The following is a 16,399-nucleotide window of genomic DNA, read 5'->3' as shown; positions in this document are numbered from 1 at the left end:
GGCCAATGTTGGCTCGATTTTTTATAAGCCTTTGAAAACGCGGGATAAAAAACGGGCCAAAAATGGCCCGATCGGGCCAATATTGGCCCGCTTTGATCCTGAAGTGGGCGGCTACACGCGTCCTGCCTCGACCCTAATGCCTTGTCCAGTCCTTCACCGGTCAACACAAACCACGAGGCAGCACAATCGCGGCTCAGCGCCGGGGCGCGGCGATGCGCCCCAGTATTTTCTCCAGCGCCACGCCGATCGCGAGCACCTTGCGATCGGCGTCGGGCAATCCGTCTATCTCCAATCCCACCGGTAGCCCTCGCGCCGACAGTCCGGCGGGAACGCTCAGGCCGGGCAGTCCCGCGTTGCTGCCGGGATCGACGTTGCGCGCCAGGCGGGCGAAGGTCTCGAAGCTGCTGGCTTCGGGCGTGGCGGCGGGTGTTTCGACCGGCACGGTAGGGAACAGCAGGCCGTCCAGCGCGTGCGCCTGGAACGCGCGGCGGTAGACCTCGATGAGTTCGGCCCGATGCGTCGTGATGGCGCGTTCGTATAGCGGCTGCAACGGCAGGACCTGGCCGTCCGGCGTGGGCAGGACGCCCGGCACGATCAGGTTGTCGAATATGCCCTTCACATCGGGGCTGGATATCTGCGCCACCACGTCGTGGAAGCTCACGCCGACGCCGTGGCGGGCCAGGTAGTCCGTCAGGTCGGACTTCTGCTCGTACAGGCATAACGGCATGCCCACGGCCGCGTTGGCGGCGGGCAGGTCGGGCATGTCCAGGTCGACCAGTTGCACGCCGGCGGCGCGCAGGCGTTCCAGGGCCGCGTCCGCCACGGCCTGCAGCTCGGGGTCCAGATCGGTCCAGAAATAGCTTGCCAATCCCAGGCGGATGTCCGCGGCCGGCAGGGGCGCCAGCGGCTGCGTGTCGCCGGCCAGCACGGCGTCCAGCAGCACGATGTCCTCCATGCTGTTGGCAATGGGGCCCGGCGTGTCGCGGGTGCGCGAAATGGGCGTAATGCCAGAACCGTCGTAGCGGCCGACGCTGGGCCGGAAGCCCGCCGCCCCGTTCAGCGCGGCGGGCAGGCGCACCGACGCGCCGGTGTCGGTGCCCAGCGCGGCGGGGGCCAGGCGTGCGCCCACCGCCGCGCCGCTGCCGGACGACGAACCGCCGGCGATCAGCCGGGTATCGTAGGCATTGCGCGTGCCTTCGCCGTGCGGCCCGGGGAAGGCCGTGTTGTAGCCGGACACGCCAAACGCCAGCTCGTGCATGTTGGTCTTGCCCAGGATGACGGCGCCGGCCTGGCGCAGGCGCCGCACGACGGGCGCGTCCTCGCCGGGGCGGAAGTCGCGCAGCGCGGGCGTGCCGGCCGTGTTGGGCAGGCCGGCGACGTGGATGTTGTCTTTGATGGCGATGGGCACGCCGCCCAGCGCGCCTTTGCCGGGAGCGGCGTCGTAGGCGCGCGCCTCGGCCAGGGCGGCTTCGCGGTCCACGGTGATGAAGGCATTGAGGTCCTGGCGGGCGTCGATGCGGTCCAGGCAAGCCTGGGTCAGCGCAAGGCTGGTCAGTCGGCCCTGGCGGATCAGGGCCGCCGCGGCGGCGACGGTCAGGTCCGCCAGGGCGGACGGCAAGGGCTGTTCGGTCGTACTGGGCATAACGCTTTCCTTGGCGGTCTGTGGTCGACACGTATCTATACAAGGCCGCCGCCCAGCCTGTCGAGGGCAAGCCGCCCTTAGTGGTAAACCACGATAGCGAAAATTGGTGGACCAAATACGATTTGGTCTAACCAATTCGAGGCGCCATGACACAGCAACTGCTGTCCACGCCAGATGTTCCCGTCGCCCGTGCCGCGCCGGACCGCGGCTATGTCCGCCTGGCCGCCCAGATACACGCGCTGGTGGCGCGGGGCGAGTTTGCCGCCGGCCAGCGCCTGCCGGCCGAACGTGCGCTGGCGGAACGTTTCGACGTCAGCCGGACATCGGTGCGCGAAGCCATCATTGCGCTGGAGCTGCAGGGCGTGGTCGAGGTGCGGGGCGGGTCGGGCATCTATGTCTGCGACGCGGCGCCGGGCGCCGCTCGTGCGCCGGCCATGCAGGAGCCGGGAGCTGGCCCGTTCGAGCTGCTGCGCGCGCGCTGCCTCATCGAATCCGAGATCGCCGCGCTGGCCGCCGCCACCCGCAGCGACGCCGACCTGGACCGCATCTTCGAAGCGCTCACGGCCATGCGCGACCAGATGACCGACAAGGCCGCCAACGCCGAGGCCGACCGCCGCTTCCACCTGTGCATCGCGCAGTCCACCGGCAACAGCGTGCTGCTGGCGACCGTGACGTCGATGTGGGACCAGGCCCAGGGTCCGATCTGGGAAAAGATCGAACAGCACTTTCACACGCAGGCGCTGCGCCTGGCCTCGCAAGAAGACCATCAGCGCATCTTCGGCGCGCTGGTGGCGCGCGACGCGCCGGCGGCAAGGCAGGCGATGCGGGATCATATCGAGCGCGTCATCGGCGAATTCGCGCAGGGGTGGCGGTGATGCTCAACTGCACTATCCACGGGGCCAAGGACTTGCGCCTGGAACAACAGCCCGCCGAAGCCATCGGCCCCACGCAAGTGCGGGTGGGCGTCAAGGCGGTGGGCATCTGCGGATCGGACCTGCATTACTACCGGCACGGCCGCGTGGGCGATTTCGTCATCCGCGAACCGCTGACGCCCGGGCACGAGGCTTCGGGTCAGGTGCTGGAAGTGGGCGCCGCCGTCGCCACCGTCAAGCCGGGCGACCGCGTCGCGCTGGATCCGGCGCGCACCTGCGGCGTCTGCCGCTACTGCCGCCAGGGCGATTCCAACCATTGCGAGGCCGTGCATTTTTTCGGCAGCGCCAGCCGCTACCCGCACATGCAGGGCGCGATGCGCGAGCAGGTCGTGGTGGAGGCGCGGCAGTGCGTGCCCGTGCCTGACTCCCTGCCGTTCGAGCTGGCCGCCTTTGGCGAACCGTTGGCCGTGGCGCTGCACGCCGTGCGCAGCGCGGGGTCCCTGCTGGGCAAGACCGCCATGGTGGTGGGCGCCGGTCCGATTGGCGCCCTGGTCCTGATGGCAGCCCGCCTGGCGGGCGCCAGCCAGGTCATTGTGGTGGACATTGTGGATCAGACGCTGGCGGCCTGCGCCCGCGTGGGCGCCACGCGCACCATCAATGCCGCCGCCGACCCGGGCGCGCTGGACGCGCTGGCCGCGGGCAAGGGCTCGGTGGACGTGTGCTTCGAGGCATCCGGCAGTTATGCAGGATTGGCGAGCTGCCTGCGCGCGGCGCGGCCGCGCGGCGTCGTCGTCACGGTCGGCACGCTGGGCGGCAGCAGCGAGCATTGCCCGTTCAATCTGATCATGGTGAAGAGCCTGTCGTGCATCGGCAGCTTCCGATTCGTGGACGAATACGCCATGGCCGTGGACTGCCTGAGCCGCGGCGTGCTGGACGTGTCTGCGCTGCTGACGGCGGCGGTGCCGGCGGCGCGCGTGCACGACGCGTTTGCGCTGGCGGCCGACCGCCGCCAGGCGATGAAGGTGATGGTGACGTTCTGACCCGCGGGCCGCTGCAAGCGGCCTTTCCTCTCCTGTAGCCGGAAGTCCAAGATGAAGATTACGAATGCACGCGTGATTGTCTGTTCTCCGGGCCGCAACTTCGTGACCCTGAAGATCGAAACCGACCAGGGCTTGACCGGTATCGGCGACGCCACGCTGAACGGGCGTGAACTGGCGGTGGCCGCCTACCTGACCGAGCACGTGATTCCCTGCCTGATCGGGCGCGACGCGCACCAGATCGAGGACATCTGGCAATACCTGTACAAGGGCGCGTACTGGCGGCGCGGGCCGGTCACGATGACCGCCATCGCGGGCGTGGACACGGCCCTGTGGGACCTCAAGGCCAAGGCCGCGGGCCTGCCGCTGTACCAGCTGCTGGGCGGCAAGAGCCGCAGCGGCGTGATGGTGTACGGCCACGCCAACGGTTCCGACATCGAGCACACCGTGGACGAGGTGCTGCGCTACGCCGACATGGGCTATCGCGCCATCCGCGCGCAAAGCGGCGTGCCGGGGCTGGACAAGGTGTACGGCGTGGGCCGCGGCAGCCTGTTCTACGAACCGGCCGACGCCGACCTGCCCAGCGAGCACGACTGGTCCACCGAAAAATACCTGCGCCATGCGCCCAAGCTGTTTGAACGCATCCGTGAAAAGCTGGGCTTCGAGCATCACCTGCTGCATGACGTGCATCATCGGCTGACGCCCATCGAGGCAGGCAGGCTGGGCAAGTCGCTGGAACCCTGCAACCTGTTCTGGATGGAGGACGCCACGCCGGCCGAAAACCAGGAAGCGTTCCGGCTGATCCGGCAGCACACGACGACGCCGCTGGCGGTGGGCGAAATCTTCAACACCATCTGGGACTGCAAGGACCTGGTGCAGAACCAGTTGATCGACTACATCCGCACCACGGTAGTCCACGCCGGGGGCATCACGCACCTGCGGCGCATCGCCGACCTGGCTTCGCTCTACCAGGTGCGCACGGGCTGCCACGGCGCCACCGACCTGTCGCCGGTCTGCATGGGCGCGGCGCTGCACTTCGACCTGTGGGTGCCGAATTTCGGCATCCAGGAGTACATGCGCCATACCGAGGAGACGGACGCCGTGTTTCCCCATGCCTACACCTTCGAGCAGGGCATGCTGTATCCGGGCGACGCGCCCGGCCATGGCGTCGATATCGACGAAGCGCTGGCCGCCCGCTATCCGTACCAGCGCGCCTACCTGCCCGTGAATCGCCTGCAGCACGACGGCACGCTATGGAACTGGTAGCAGGCCGCCTGCATGCGGCAGGCGTGGCGGCGCTGCCGGCGGAGGTGGCGCGTCCCGGGTATGATCGGTCCGCGCTCAGGGCCGGCATCGTGCATCTGGGCCTGGGCGCGTTCGCGCGGGCCCATCTGGCGGCGGTGAACGACGCCGCGCTGCGCGCTGGCGCGGGCCCGGACTGGGGCATTTGCGGCGTGTCATTGCGCCAGCCCGCCACGCGCGACGCGCTGGCACCGCAGGACGGCCTGTACACGCTGGCCCTGCGCAGCGCGGACGATCTTGGCCGGCCGCGCCAGCAGTTGGGCGTGATCGGCTGCGTGCTGGAGGTCCTGGTCGCGCCCGAGGACCCGCAGGCCGTGCTGGCGCGCATCGCCAGCCCGGACACGCGCATCGTAAGCCTTACGGTCACCGAGAAAGGCTATTGCCATGACCCGGCGAGCGGATTGCTGAACCTGGCGCATCCCGACATCGTCCACGATCTGGCTCAGCCCGGCGCGCCGCGCAGCGCCATCGGCTTGCTGGCCTGGGGCCTGCGGCGCCGGCGGGAGGCGGGGCTGGGGCCGGTGACGCTGATGTCGCTGGACAACCTGCCCGCCAACGGCCGCCTGCTGCGCGGCATGGTGCTTGCGTTCGCGGCGCGGGTTGACGCGGCCCTGGCGGACTGGATCGCCTTGGGCTGCGCATTTCCGTGTTCGATGGTGGACCGCATCGTGCCCCGCACGACCGACGCCGATCGGCAGGAAATCGCCGACGCGCTGGGCGTGCGCGATGCCTGGCCCGTGCTGGCCGAGCCCTATCTGGAATGGGTGGTCGAAGACCGCTACGCGGCGGGGCGTCCGGACTGGACGGCGGGCGGAGCGCGCTTCGTGCCTGAAGCCGCGCCGTTCGAAACGCTGAAGCTGCGCATGGTCAACGGCGCGCATTCAGCCCTGGCCTACCTGTCGGTGATGGCGGGCTGGGCGACGGTGGATCAGGCCATTGCGCAGCCCGGCGTCGCGCGCTACCTGCGCGACATGATGCGCTCGGAAATCGAGCCCACGCTACCCAAGCTGCCCGGGCTGGATCTGGCGCGGTATCGCGAAGACTTGCTGCTGCGCTTCGCCAATCCGGCGCTCAGGCACCAGACGCTGCAGATCGCGATGGACGGCTCGCAAAAGCTGCCGCAGCGCCTGCTGGATACCGTGCGCGCGCGGCTGGCGGCGGACCTGCCCATGCCGGGATTGGCCCTGGCGGTGGCCGGTTGGCTGCATTTCCTGCGCGGCGCGGATCAGGCGGGGCGCCGCTACGACATCCAGGATCCGATGGCCGCTGCGCTGGCCGAGCGCTACGCGCAGGCCGAGCAGGCGGCGGGCCTGGCGGGCAAGGGGCCGCCGGCGATGCTGGCCTGGACCGGCGTGTTGACCGGCCTGGACGCCGTGTTCGGCGACCTGGGCCGGGACGCACGCTTTGTGCGGGCGGTGGCGCAGGCCGCGCAGTCGTTGCGCAGCCTGGGCGTGGCGGGGGCGCTGGACGCGCGGTATCCGCCGCCGCGCTGATCAGGCGGGCTTTTTCACTACGATCGTCGCGGTGTCGCTGGTGAAAGAGCCGTCATCGCGCACCTCGAAGTGCGCACGCACCACGTCCGGCGCGATGCCGCACATGTGGCGCAGCGCCGCCACCAGCGTGTCGGGGGTGCGCATGCGCGTGACCCAGGACTGGAATTCCAGCGGCAGGCGGCGAGGCGCCAGTTCCTGAAGGGTGAAGCCCGCCTCGGTCAGCATGCGGGTCCATTCGGCCACGGAGTAGTCGCGCACGTGCGACGTGTCGCGCAGCACTTCGATGGTCTGCAGCCAGGTATCGAGCAGCGGTTCGCCCGGCGACACCACGTCGGCGAACACGGCCGTGCCGCCGGGCTTGAGCACGCGGAAGGCTTCGCGCAGGCCGCGTCCCGCGTCCTGCCAGTGATGCGTGGAATAGCGCGACATCACCAGGTCGAACTCGCCGTCGCCGAACGGCAGGTATTCGGCCTTGCCCTGACAGGTGCCCAGGTTGGCCAGCCCGCGCTTGGCGGCTTCGCCCGCGACCACGTCCAGCATTTGCTGCGACAGGTCGTAGGCGGTGACCTGAGCGACCAGCGGCGCGACGTGAAAGCTCACGTGGCCGCCGCCACAGCCCAGGTCCAGCACCCGCGCGGCGGGATGACGGCCGGCAATGCCCGCCATCTGCAGCAAGTCTTCGCCCTGGGCGTGGACCGCGCTGGTCAGGTAGGCGGCCGCGCGCGGGCTGAACTGGCGGTCGACGGCGGCGTCATGCGAACTGGTAGTCATGGAAATCCTTGAATCGTGAAGGTGGGGCGGGTGCAGGCGCTAAGATAGGCGGGCCCGTATACACGTACAAGCCCATTGTTTATCCTGGTATGACTACTTCCCCCCAGGCCGGCGGCGCCGGCCACGAAGGCTCCCACCTGCGCCGCCAGGCGCTGGGCGAATTCGTGCGCAGCGCGCGCTCACGCATCACGCCCCAGATGGCCGGCCTGCCGGAAGGCTCGCGCCGCCGCACGCCAGGACTGCGGCGCGAAGAGGTGGCGCAGCTGTGCGGCATCAGCGTTACCTGGTACACGTGGATCGAACAGGGGCGCGAAGTGTCGGTGTCGCCGTCGGTGTGGTCGCGCATCGCCGGTGTGCTGCAACTGGCGCGCGCGGAACGCGCCTACCTGTTCGACCTGGCCGATTGCGCCGATCCGCAGCACGCCCGCGATGACGCGGGCGGAGCGCCCGGGCCGCTGCAGGAATGCGTGAACGCGATCAACGCGCCGGCCTATGTACTGGATCGCGCCTGGAACGTGCTGGCCTGCAACGAGCCGCTGCGCGACCTGTTCGACGACTGGCCCCAGCGCGACCCCGAGCCGAATCTGCTGCGCTACATCTTTCTGGACCCCGCCGCCCGAGAACTGGTGGTGGACTGGGACCAGCGCGCCCGCCGCGTGGTGGCGGAATTCCGCGCCGATGCCGGGGCGCATCTGGACGAGCCGGCGGTGCTGGCGCTGCTGGACAGCCTGAGCCGGCAGAGCGTGGTCTTCTCCCACTGGTGGACGCGCCACGCGGTCGTGGAGCGCGAAGGCGGCCTGCGGGAATTCCAGCACCCGCGCCGCGGCAAGCTCGCGTATCAGCAGATCACCTTCCGGCTGGCGACGCACCCGGATTTGAAGCTGGTGATGCTGCTGAGCGGGACCGGTGTCTGACACCGGGAGAGACAGTCTTGGGCTTGAGACAGTGCCGCGCGGGTGTCAGACACCCACGCAGAGAATGTCTACGCCGCGCCCTTTTCGCCGAACAGGCTGTCCTGCATCCCGGCGTCCACCAGACCCTGCAGCAATTTCTTCACCGGCGCGGGCAGCGCCATCGTGCCCAGCTTTTCGGCCGGCACCCAGCGTTCCGGCAAGGCCGGTTCGCGCAGGCTGGCCGCCCGCACGGGCACGAGCCAGGGGCGGATGTGCAGCCGGTAGTGCGTGAAGGTGTGGGCGAAGGCGGCCAGTTCGAAGCGCTGCTCCGGTTCCAGGCCCAGCGCGCGGGAGGCGCTGTCGGGATCGCCCGCGGCGTCGAATTCGGGCAGGCTCCACAGACCGCCCCATATGCCGGGCTCGGGCCGCTGCTGCAGCAGGAACGCGCCCTGGTGCCGCAGCACCAGCATACAGGTCTCGCGCTCCGGGATGGCCTTGCGCGCCTTGGGCGTGGGCAGCTCGGCCTGGCGGCCTTCGCGCCGGGCCACGCAGCTATCCATCACCGGGCACCTGTCGCAGGCGGGCTTGCCGCGCGTGCATAGCGTGGCGCCCAGATCCATCAGCCCCTGCGTGTAGGCGGCCATGTCCAGTCCGGGCGCGGCATCGACCTGCGCGTGCGCCAGCGCCCAAAGACGCTGTTCGACCTCGCGTTTAGCGGGATCGCCCGCGATGCCGAAGTGGCGCGTGAATACGCGCTTGACGTTGCCGTCCAGGATGGGAGAGCGCTCGCCATTGGCGAATGCCGCGATGGCCGCGGCGGTGGACCGGCCGATGCCCGGCAGGGTGGCGATGGCCTCGGCGGTCGGCGGAAAGCGCCCGTTCCAGTCGCGCACGATTTCCTGCGCGCAGCGGTGCAGGTTGCGGGCGCGGGCGTAGTAGCCCAGTCCCGCCCAGTACGGCATGACGTCTTCCTGCGAGGCGGCGGCCAGCGCCGCGACGTCCGGAAAGCGTTGCAGGAAGCGCTCGTAATAGGGAATGACGGTGGCCACCTGCGTTTGCTGCAGCATGATCTCGGATAGCCAGATCCGGTAGGGATCCCGGGTGTTTTGCCAGGGTAGATCGTGGCGGCCATGCTGGCGTTGCCAGGCGACGATGCGAGGGGCGAAGTCCATGCGGGCAATTATCGCATCGCCCTATTGCCGGGGTGGGGGGCAGCGGTTACAACCGAAAGGACGAGAAGCGCGATTCCGCCAGACTAACGCGCCGGGACTTCACTTTCACGGCCCTTGTTGGCCCGCGTGCGCTCCTCGGAGCCAACGCGCGAAGCTGGTGGGGGCATCAGGATACTGGAGTAGACATGAATGCCCCGCTTCCGCCCGCCGTCCGCGCGGCGCTTGAATCTGTCCAGCTCGACGACAAGTACACCCTGGAATCCGGCCGCGCCTGGATGAGCGGCATCCATGCCCTGGTGCGGCTGCCCATGATGCAGCGGATGCGCGACGCGCAGGCGGGCCTGAACACGGCGGGGTTCGTGTCGGGCTACCGGGGGTCGCCGCTGGGCGGCGTCGATCAGAACATGTGGAAGGCGGCCAGGCACCTGAAGGCCCACCACATCGAATTCCAGCCCGGCATCAACGAAGACCTGGCCGCGACCGCCGTGTGGGGCTCGCAGCAGGTCAATCTGTTTCCGGGCGCCCGGTACGACGGCGTCTTTGGCATGTGGTACGGCAAGGGGCCCGGCGTGGACCGCTGCGGCGACGTCTTCAAGCACGCGAACGCTGCGGGCACTTCGCGCCATGGCGGCGTGCTGGTGGTGGCGGGGGACGACCACCCCGCCAAGTCCTCGACCCTGCCGCACCAGAGCGACCACATCCTGAAGGCCTGCATGATCCCGGCGCTGTTCCCGTCCAGTGTGCAGGAAGTGCTGGATTACGGGCTGCACGGCTGGGCCATGAGCCGCTACGCGGGCGTGTGGGTCGGCATGAAGTGCATCACGGACATCGTCGAGGTTTCCGCGTCCGTCGACGTGGACCCGCAGCGCGTGCGGATCCTGCTGCCCGAGGATTTCCAGCTGCCGGCCGACGGCCTGAACATCCGGCTGCCGGATACGCCGCTGCAGCAGGAGGCGCGGCTCCTGGACTACAAGCTGTATGCGGCGCTGGCCTACGCGCGCGCGAACGGGCTGAATCGCGAGCTTTGGCAGGTGCCGCAGCACGATGCCCGCTTCGGCATCATGACCTCGGGCAAGGCTTATCTCGATACGCGCCAGGCGCTGGCGGACCTGGGCCTGTCCGACGACGTGTGCAAGCGCATCGGCCTGCGCCTCTTCAAGGTCGGCATGGTGTGGCCGCTGGAGTCGACCGGCATGCAACGGTTCGCGGAGGGGCTGGACGAGATTCTGGTGGTCGAGGAAAAGCGCCAGGTGCTGGAATATCAATTGAAGGAAGAGCTGTTCAGCTGGATCGGCAGCGGCAAGAAGATTCCGCGCGTGGTGGGCAAGTTCGACGACAAGGACGGCGGCGAGTGGTCCGTGCCCCAGGGCAACTGGCTGCTGCCGGCGCACTACGAGTTTTCGCCCGCCATGGTCGCCAAGGCCATCGCGGCGCGCCTGATGCGCTTTGAACTGCCGGACGACGTGCGCGCGGGCATCGAGGCGCGGCTGGCGTTCATCCGCGAACGCGTACAGGCGCTGGCGCGCCCGCGCGTGGTCGAAGAACGCAAGCCCTGGTTCTGTTCGGGCTGTCCGCACAATACCTCGACGCGGCTGCCGGAGGGCTCGCGCGGCATGGCGGGCATCGGCTGCCATTACATGGTCAGGTGGATGGACCGCGGCACGGATGTTTTCACGCAGATGGGGGGCGAAGGCGTGCCGTGGCTGGGACAGGCGCCGTTCACCGAGGAAAAGCACGTTTTCGCCAACCTGGGCGATGGCACTTACTTCCATTCGGGGCTGCTGGCGATACGCGCGGCGGTGGCCGCCAAGGCGCCCATCACGTACAAGATTCTGTTCAACGATGCGGTCGCGATGACGGGCGGGCAGCCGGTGGACGGGCCCATCAGCGTGCCCATGATCACGCGGCAGGTGGCGGCGGAAGGCATCGAGAAAATCGTGATCGTGACCGATGACCCGGCCAAGTACCTGGACGTGGGCGACCTGGCGCCGGGCGTGCCGGTGCGGCACCGGGACGAACTCGATGCCGTGATGCGCGAACTGCGCGAACATCCGGGCGTGTCGGTGCTGGTCTACGACCAGACTTGCGCTACCGAGAAGCGCCGCCGCCGCAAGCGCGGCGCCTATCCGGATCCGGCGCGCCGCGTGGTCATCAACGAACGGGTATGCGAGGGCTGCGGTGACTGCTCCACGGCGTCGAACTGCCTGTCGGTCGAGCCGCTGGATACCGAGTTCGGGCGCAAGCGCAAGATCAATCAATCGAGCTGCAATAAGGATTTTTCCTGTCTGAAGGGCTTTTGCCCCAGCCTGGTGACGGTGGAAGGCGGCAAGCTGAAAAAGCCGGCCGCGCTGGCCCAGGAAGACGAGGCGCCTGACGAGGACGTGCCGCTGCCGCGTGCGCATGCGCTGGATCAGCCTTATGGGGTGTTCATTGCGGGCGTGGGCGGCACGGGGGTGGTGACTATCGGGCAGTTGCTGGGCATGGCGGCGCACCTGGAGGGCAAGGGCTGTTCGGTGCTGGATATGGCGGGCCTGGCGCAGAAGGGCGGGGCGGTGTATTCGCATGTGGTGCTGGCGGGCTCGCCCGATCACCTGATGAATACGCGGGTGGCGATGGGCGAGGCGGACCTGCTGCTGGCCGGCGACCTGGTCGTGGCGACCAGCGCGGACGCGATGGCCAGGGTGAGCCCGGGCCGCACGCGGGTGCTGCTTAACAGCGATACCGCGCCGACCGCGGCGTTCGTGTCCAATCCTGGCTGGACGCTCCCGGCGGCGAGCCTGACCGGTGGGCTGCAGGAGGCTTGCGGCAAGGACCACCTGGACGCGGTGGATGCCGCGGCGATGGCCGTGGTGCTGCTGGGCGACGCCATCTATTCGAATCCGCTGATGATGGGCTATGCCTACCAGAAGGGCTGGATTCCGTTGTCGCGCGAGGCGCTGCTGCGCGCGATCGAGCTCAATGGGCAACAGGTGCCGTTGAATCTTGCGGCCTTCGCCTGGGGGCGGCGCGCGGCGCACGATGCGGCGGGCGTGGCGCGGCTGATGGCCAACGGCGGCGTGCCGGCCGCCAAGCCGCAGGACATTATCGAGATCAAGCGGCCGCGCGCGGCGAGCCCGGTGGTGGAATTGAAGAAGCCGGCGGGCGAGCTGGCGCAGGTGGTGGCGGTGCGCAAGGCGTTTCTGGCGCAGTACCAGGACGCTGCGTATGCGAAGCAGTACACGGACTTGGTGGACAAGGTGGCGCGCGCGGAGCGCGATGCCACAGGAACCGATCGGCTGGCGCTGGCGGTGGCGCGCTATTACTTCAAGCTGATGGCGTACAAGGACGAGTACGAGGTGGCGAGGCTGTATTCCGATGGCGAGTTCGTGAAGCGGGTGGGCGAGCAGTTCGAAGGGGACTGGAAGCTGCGTTTTCACCTGGCGCCGCCGGTGTTTGCGCGGCGGGATAAGGACGGGCATCTGATCAAGCGCAGCTATGGGCCGGGGATGCTGCGGGTGTTCCGCCTGTTGGCCAGGCTGCGGTTTTTGCGCGGGTCCAGGCTGGATCCGTTTGGGTATACGAAGGAACGGCGGGCCGAGCGCGAGCTCATCCGCGAATACGGCGAGACCATGTCGGCGATCCTGTCGAAGCTGAATCGGGGAAATCTGGACCGGGCGGTGGCCCTGGCGAGCGTGCCCGAGGAGATCCGGGGGTACGGGCACGTCAAGGAGGCGTCGATGGTTCGGGCGGAGGCGGTGCGGGAGGCGTTGCTGAAGGAGTTCAGCGCCAGGGTGGTTGCTATTGGGGTGCGGGCGGCTTGATGGGGAGTGTCAGGTTCTTTTGACGCCCGGCGCGTCGGCGGCCTGGGGCGCGCGGGGCTACGATTGCGGTCCGGAGCGTTCGCTCCGGACTTCCCCGTTGTCAACCTCGTCCGCCTTCGGCTCCCTACGGTTTCCCTCGGGCGCATCTACACGCCCCGCGCACCCCAGGCCGCCGCCACGCCGGGCTTCAGTGGTTGGATTTTGCCGGGTGCTGGGGCGGGCGGGGTTCTTTAGGTTCTTGCCAGCGCCGGGGTGGGGTTAGAGCGTCTTGCGGGGCCCGCCCCAGGCCGGCCGCGCGGGCGGCCTTTTGGGGCTTACGCGGTGTCTTGCGTCGGGGCGATGGCGCTGCGCGATGTTTCACCGGACCACTAAGCCATCGCCAAGTACTGGTGTGAGGCCTACTTCGCCGCGCCTGCCGACCAGCCCTTTGACAGTTCCACGGCCTGGCGCCACCGTTTCATGCGGGCCTCGCGTACGGATTGGGGCCAGGCGGGTTCGAAGGTGCGTTCGGCTTGCCACTTGGAGGCGAATTCGTCCTGGCTGGACCAGAAGCCGACGGCCAGGCCGGCGAGGCCGGCGGCGCCCAGGGCGGTGGATTCGGGGACGCGGGGGCGGACGACCGGGACGCCCAGGATGTCGGCCTGCATCTGCATCAGCAGGTCGTTGCGGGCGGCGCCGCCGTCGACGCGCAGTTCGGTCAGCGCGATGCCGCTGTCGGCGTTCATGCAGGTGAGCAGTTCGGCGCTTTGCAGGGCGATGGATTCCAGCGTGGCGCGGGCGATGTGGGCGCGGGAGGTGCCGCGGGTCAGGCCGACCAGGGTGCCGCGCGCGTAGGGGTCCCAGTGCGGGGCGCCCAGGCCGGCGAAGGCGGGGACCATGAAGACGTCGTCGGTGTCGGAGACGCTGGCGGCCAGCGATTCGATGTCTTCCGAGCGCTGGATGATGCCCAGGCCGTCGCGCAGCCACTGCACTGCGGCGCCGGCCACGAAGACGCCGCCTTCGAGCATGTAGGCGGGCTTCCAGCCGGCCTGGCCGGCCTGGGGCAGGCCCCAGCCGACGGTGGACAGCAGGTTGTTCCTGGACTGCACGGGCTTGTCGCCGACGTTCATCAGCATGAAGCAGCCGGTGCCGTAGGTGTTCTTGGCCATGCCGGGCTGGAAGCAGGCCTGGCCGAAGGTGGCGGCTTGCTGGTCGCCCGCCACGCCGGCGATGGGTACGGAGCCGCCCAGCCATTCGGGCAGGGCGTTGCCCACGATGGCGCTGCTGGGCGCGATCTGCGGCAGCACGCTGCGCGGGATCTTGAGCAGCGCCAGGATGTCGTCGTTCCAGTCCTGCGTGTGCAGGTCGAACAGCATGGTGCGGGAGGCGTTGCTGGGGTCGGTGCTGTGCACCGCGCCGCCGGTCAGTTGCCAGATCAGCCAGGTGTCGACGGTGCCGAAGGCGAGTTCGCCGCGGTCGGCCATCTGGCGCGCGCCGGGTACATGATCGAGCAGCCAGGCCAGCTTGGTGCCCGAGAAGTAGGCGTCCACCACCAGGCCGGTGCGCGACTGCAGGAAGTCGCCGTGGCCGTCTTTACGCAATTGGTCGCACAGGGGGGCGGTGCGGCGGTCTTGCCACACGATGGCGCGGGCCAGGGGGCGGCCGGTGGCGCGTTCCCAGATGAGGGTGGTTTCGCGCTGGTTGGTGATGCCGATGGCGGCCACGTCGGCGGCCGTCGCGGCGGCATTGCGCAGCGCTTCGCGCGCCACGTCGAGCTGGCTGTGCCAGATCTCGTTGGCATCGTGCTCGACCCAGCCCGGACGGGGGTAGTGCTGGCGGAATTCACGCTGGCCGACGCCGCGCACGACGCCTTCGCGGTCGAATACGATGGCTCGGGAGCTGGTCGTGCCCTGGTCCAGGGCTAGGACATATTCATTCGTCGTCACTGTTTTTCGCGCCGTTCAGGTGTGCCCCGGCCTGAGGGTCGAGGCGTCTAAAGGAGAAGGTCGATGCCATGCACAGCAGGCCGATGACGATGAAGCCCGCGACCACGTCGCTGATCGCCAGGGTTTCGGCGCCGCGCAAGGACATGCTGACGTTCAGCGTGACCGCGGCCACCCCGACGCCCAGGGTGATGCCCAGTTGCTGCGCCATGGCCGAGAAGCTGCTGGCGCGGCTCATTTTGGACGGGGGGATGTCGGCATAGGTTAGCGTATTTACCCCGGTGAACTGCAAGGACCGGAAGAAGCCCCCCACCAGGAGGATGGCGATCATCAGCCATACCGGCGTGGCGGGGCTGAACGTGCCGCAGACCACGATGAACAGGCCGGTGAGCAGGGCGTTCAAGGTCAGTACGCGGCGAAAGCCGAAGCGTTTCACGATGGGCGTGGCGACGAATTTCATGAGCAGCGCCCCGGCGGCGCTGGCGAAGGTGATCAGGCCGGCCGAAAACGGCGTCAGGCCGAAGCCCACCTGCAGCAGCATGGCCAGCAGGAAGGGGGTGGCGCCCACGGCAAAGCGGCACAGGTTGCCGCCCAGGGTGGAGATCGCGAAGGTGGGAATCCGCATCAGGGAAAGATCAATGATGGGGTGGTCCACGCGCCGGGCGTGCACGCCGTACAGCAGGCCGCAGGCGATGCCCAGGCCGATCAGGCCCAGCAGCACGGGCAGCGGCATCACGTCGCGGCCGATGGCCTCGAAGCCGCTGACCAGCGTGGCCAGGCAGACGGCGCTGAGCAGGAAGCCCACCCAGTCCAGCCGCGGGGCAGTTTCTTCGCGGATTTCCGCCACAAAGCGCAGCACCAGGAAGATGCCCAGGATGCCGATCGGGATGTTGATCAGGAAGATCCAGTGCCACGACATGTACGTGACCATGAAGCCGCCCAGCGGCGGGCCGATCACCGGCCCAAGCAGCGCCGGGATGGACAGGAAGGACATGGCCTTGAGCAGGTCTTGCTTGGGGACGGTGCGCAGCAGGATGATGCGGCCCACCGGGACCATCATGGCGCCCGCCATCCCCTGCACGATCCGCGAGATCACGAGTTGCGGCAGGTCTTGGGACAGGGCGCAGGCGACGGAACTCAGGGTGAACAGGCCGATGGCGGTTATGAACACGCGCCGGGCGCCGTAGCGGTCGGCCGCCCAGCCGCTGATGGGCACGAAGACGGCGACGGCCAGCAAATAGGATGTGATCGCCACATTGAGCCGCACCGGCGTGGATCCGAGGGCCCTGGCCATGGCCGGCAGGGCGGTGGCCACGACGGTGGCGTCGAGCATCTGCATGAACAGCGCGCAGCCCACGATGAAGGGAATCATGCGCGCCGCGCGCGCTGCGTCCAGGGTTGATGGCGGAGCGGGATTGGCGGCTGCTGCGGATTCTGCGGACATGTCGGGAGGCGGCGATGGGTGCCCGAAGATTGTAACGCCGGGGTTAAGCCC

Annotated in this window: 11 protein-coding genes; 6 read left to right on the top strand and 5 right to left on the bottom strand. The window is 68.7% G+C overall.

Annotation, left to right across the window (positions count from 1 at the left end):
• Nucleotides 1–193 precede the first annotated feature (193 nt).
• Nucleotides 194–1,642 (bottom strand): indoleacetamide hydrolase, encoded by a 1,449-nt coding sequence (gene iaaH, locus KYC_RS19090; protein ID WP_008165376.1) that lies wholly within the window; start codon nt 1,640–1,642, stop codon nt 194–196.
• A gap of 146 nt (nt 1,643–1,788) precedes the next feature.
• On the opposite strand from iaaH, the gene KYC_RS19085 reads away from it, so the two are divergent.
• From KYC_RS19085 to KYC_RS19070, 4 genes are read left to right on the top strand one after another with little or no spacing between them, the layout of a single operon-like run.
• On the top strand, nt 1,789–2,517 hold the full coding sequence (locus KYC_RS19085) for a FadR/GntR family transcriptional regulator (RefSeq protein WP_008165373.1): 729 nt from the start codon (nt 1,789–1,791) through the stop codon (nt 2,515–2,517).
• On the top strand, nt 2,517–3,554 hold the full coding sequence (locus KYC_RS19080; protein WP_008165372.1) for an L-idonate 5-dehydrogenase: 1,038 nt from the start codon (nt 2,517–2,519) through the stop codon (nt 3,552–3,554). The genes KYC_RS19085 and KYC_RS19080 overlap by 1 nt, the downstream gene beginning before the upstream one ends.
• Nucleotides 3,555–3,605: 51 nt before the next feature.
• The gene (manD, locus tag KYC_RS19075; protein ID WP_008165371.1) at nt 3,606–4,817 is read left to right on the top strand and encodes a D-mannonate dehydratase ManD; all 1,212 of its coding nucleotides are present in this window, start codon (nt 3,606–3,608) and stop codon (nt 4,815–4,817) included.
• The gene (locus KYC_RS19070; RefSeq protein ID WP_008165369.1) at nt 4,805–6,346 is read left to right on the top strand and encodes a mannitol dehydrogenase family protein; all 1,542 of its coding nucleotides are present in this window, start codon (nt 4,805–4,807) and stop codon (nt 6,344–6,346) included. The genes manD and KYC_RS19070 overlap by 13 nt, the downstream gene beginning before the upstream one ends.
• Here the strand turns inward: KYC_RS19070 and KYC_RS19065 are convergent, their stop codons facing one another.
• Nucleotides 6,347–7,117: a class I SAM-dependent methyltransferase gene (locus tag KYC_RS19065; protein WP_008165368.1), complete on the bottom strand. Its 771-nt coding sequence runs from the start codon at nt 7,115–7,117 to the stop codon at nt 6,347–6,349. It lies immediately after the preceding gene.
• Nucleotides 7,118–7,206: 89 nt separating this feature from the next.
• On the opposite strand from KYC_RS19065, the gene KYC_RS19060 reads away from it, so the two are divergent.
• Entirely contained in the window at nt 7,207–8,031 is an 825-nt protein-coding gene (locus tag KYC_RS19060) for a helix-turn-helix transcriptional regulator (protein WP_008165366.1), read from the top strand.
• Nucleotides 8,032–8,099: 68 nt separating this feature from the next.
• Here KYC_RS19060 and mutY read toward each other — a convergent pair whose 3' ends face one another.
• Nucleotides 8,100–9,182 (bottom strand): A/G-specific adenine glycosylase, encoded by a 1,083-nt coding sequence (gene mutY / locus KYC_RS19055; protein WP_008165364.1) that lies wholly within the window; start codon nt 9,180–9,182, stop codon nt 8,100–8,102.
• A gap of 185 nt (nt 9,183–9,367) precedes the next feature.
• Here mutY and KYC_RS19050 point away from each other — a divergent pair, with 185 nt between their 5' ends.
• Nucleotides 9,368–12,982 carry an indolepyruvate ferredoxin oxidoreductase family protein gene (locus tag KYC_RS19050; RefSeq protein ID WP_008165363.1) on the top strand — a complete coding sequence of 1,205 codons (3,615 nt, stop codon included), beginning with the start codon at nt 9,368–9,370 and terminating at the stop codon, nt 12,980–12,982.
• 398 nt (nt 12,983–13,380) lie between these two features.
• Here the strand turns inward: KYC_RS19050 and glpK are convergent, their stop codons facing one another.
• Both glpK and KYC_RS19040 read right to left on the bottom strand, forming a co-directional pair.
• Nucleotides 13,381–14,907, bottom strand: coding sequence for a glycerol kinase GlpK (gene glpK / locus KYC_RS19045; RefSeq protein WP_008165359.1), 1,527 nt, complete (start codon nt 14,905–14,907; stop codon nt 13,381–13,383).
• Nucleotides 14,894–16,348 carry a DHA2 family efflux MFS transporter permease subunit gene (locus KYC_RS19040; RefSeq protein ID WP_043518907.1) on the bottom strand — a complete coding sequence of 485 codons (1,455 nt, stop codon included), beginning with the start codon at nt 16,346–16,348 and terminating at the stop codon, nt 14,894–14,896. Before KYC_RS19040 ends, glpK begins: the two co-directional genes overlap by 14 nt.
• Nucleotides 16,349–16,399 lie beyond the last annotated feature (51 nt).

The sequence above is a fragment of the Achromobacter arsenitoxydans SY8 genome (assembly GCF_000236785.1).
In the GTDB taxonomy this organism is placed as follows: Bacteria; Pseudomonadota; Gammaproteobacteria; order Burkholderiales; family Burkholderiaceae_B; genus Achromobacter; species Achromobacter arsenitoxydans.
This window is presented reverse-complemented; position numbering and strand designations above follow the sequence as displayed.

Bases quoted from the DNA above. Each gene is read 5' to 3' on its own strand.
- KYC_RS19050 (WP_008165363.1), top strand. From the start codon at position 9,368: ATGAATGCCCCGCTTCCGCCCGCCGTCCGCGCGGCGCTTGAATCTGTC.
- KYC_RS19065 (WP_008165368.1), bottom strand. From the start codon at position 7,117: ATGACTACCAGTTCGCATGACGCCGCCGTCGACCGCCAGTTCAGCCCG.
- KYC_RS19040 (WP_043518907.1), bottom strand. From the start codon at position 16,348: ATGTCCGCAGAATCCGCAGCAGCCGCCAATCCCGCTCCGCCATCAACC.
- iaaH (WP_008165376.1), bottom strand. From the start codon at position 1,642: ATGCCCAGTACGACCGAACAGCCCTTGCCGTCCGCCCTGGCGGACCTG.
- KYC_RS19085 (WP_008165373.1), top strand. From the start codon at position 1,789: ATGACACAGCAACTGCTGTCCACGCCAGATGTTCCCGTCGCCCGTGCC.
- mutY (WP_008165364.1), bottom strand. From the start codon at position 9,182: ATGGACTTCGCCCCTCGCATCGTCGCCTGGCAACGCCAGCATGGCCGC.
- KYC_RS19070 (WP_008165369.1), top strand. From the start codon at position 4,805: ATGGAACTGGTAGCAGGCCGCCTGCATGCGGCAGGCGTGGCGGCGCTG.
- KYC_RS19060 (WP_008165366.1), top strand. From the start codon at position 7,207: ATGACTACTTCCCCCCAGGCCGGCGGCGCCGGCCACGAAGGCTCCCAC.
- KYC_RS19080 (WP_008165372.1), top strand. From the start codon at position 2,517: ATGCTCAACTGCACTATCCACGGGGCCAAGGACTTGCGCCTGGAACAA.
- manD (WP_008165371.1), top strand. From the start codon at position 3,606: ATGAAGATTACGAATGCACGCGTGATTGTCTGTTCTCCGGGCCGCAAC.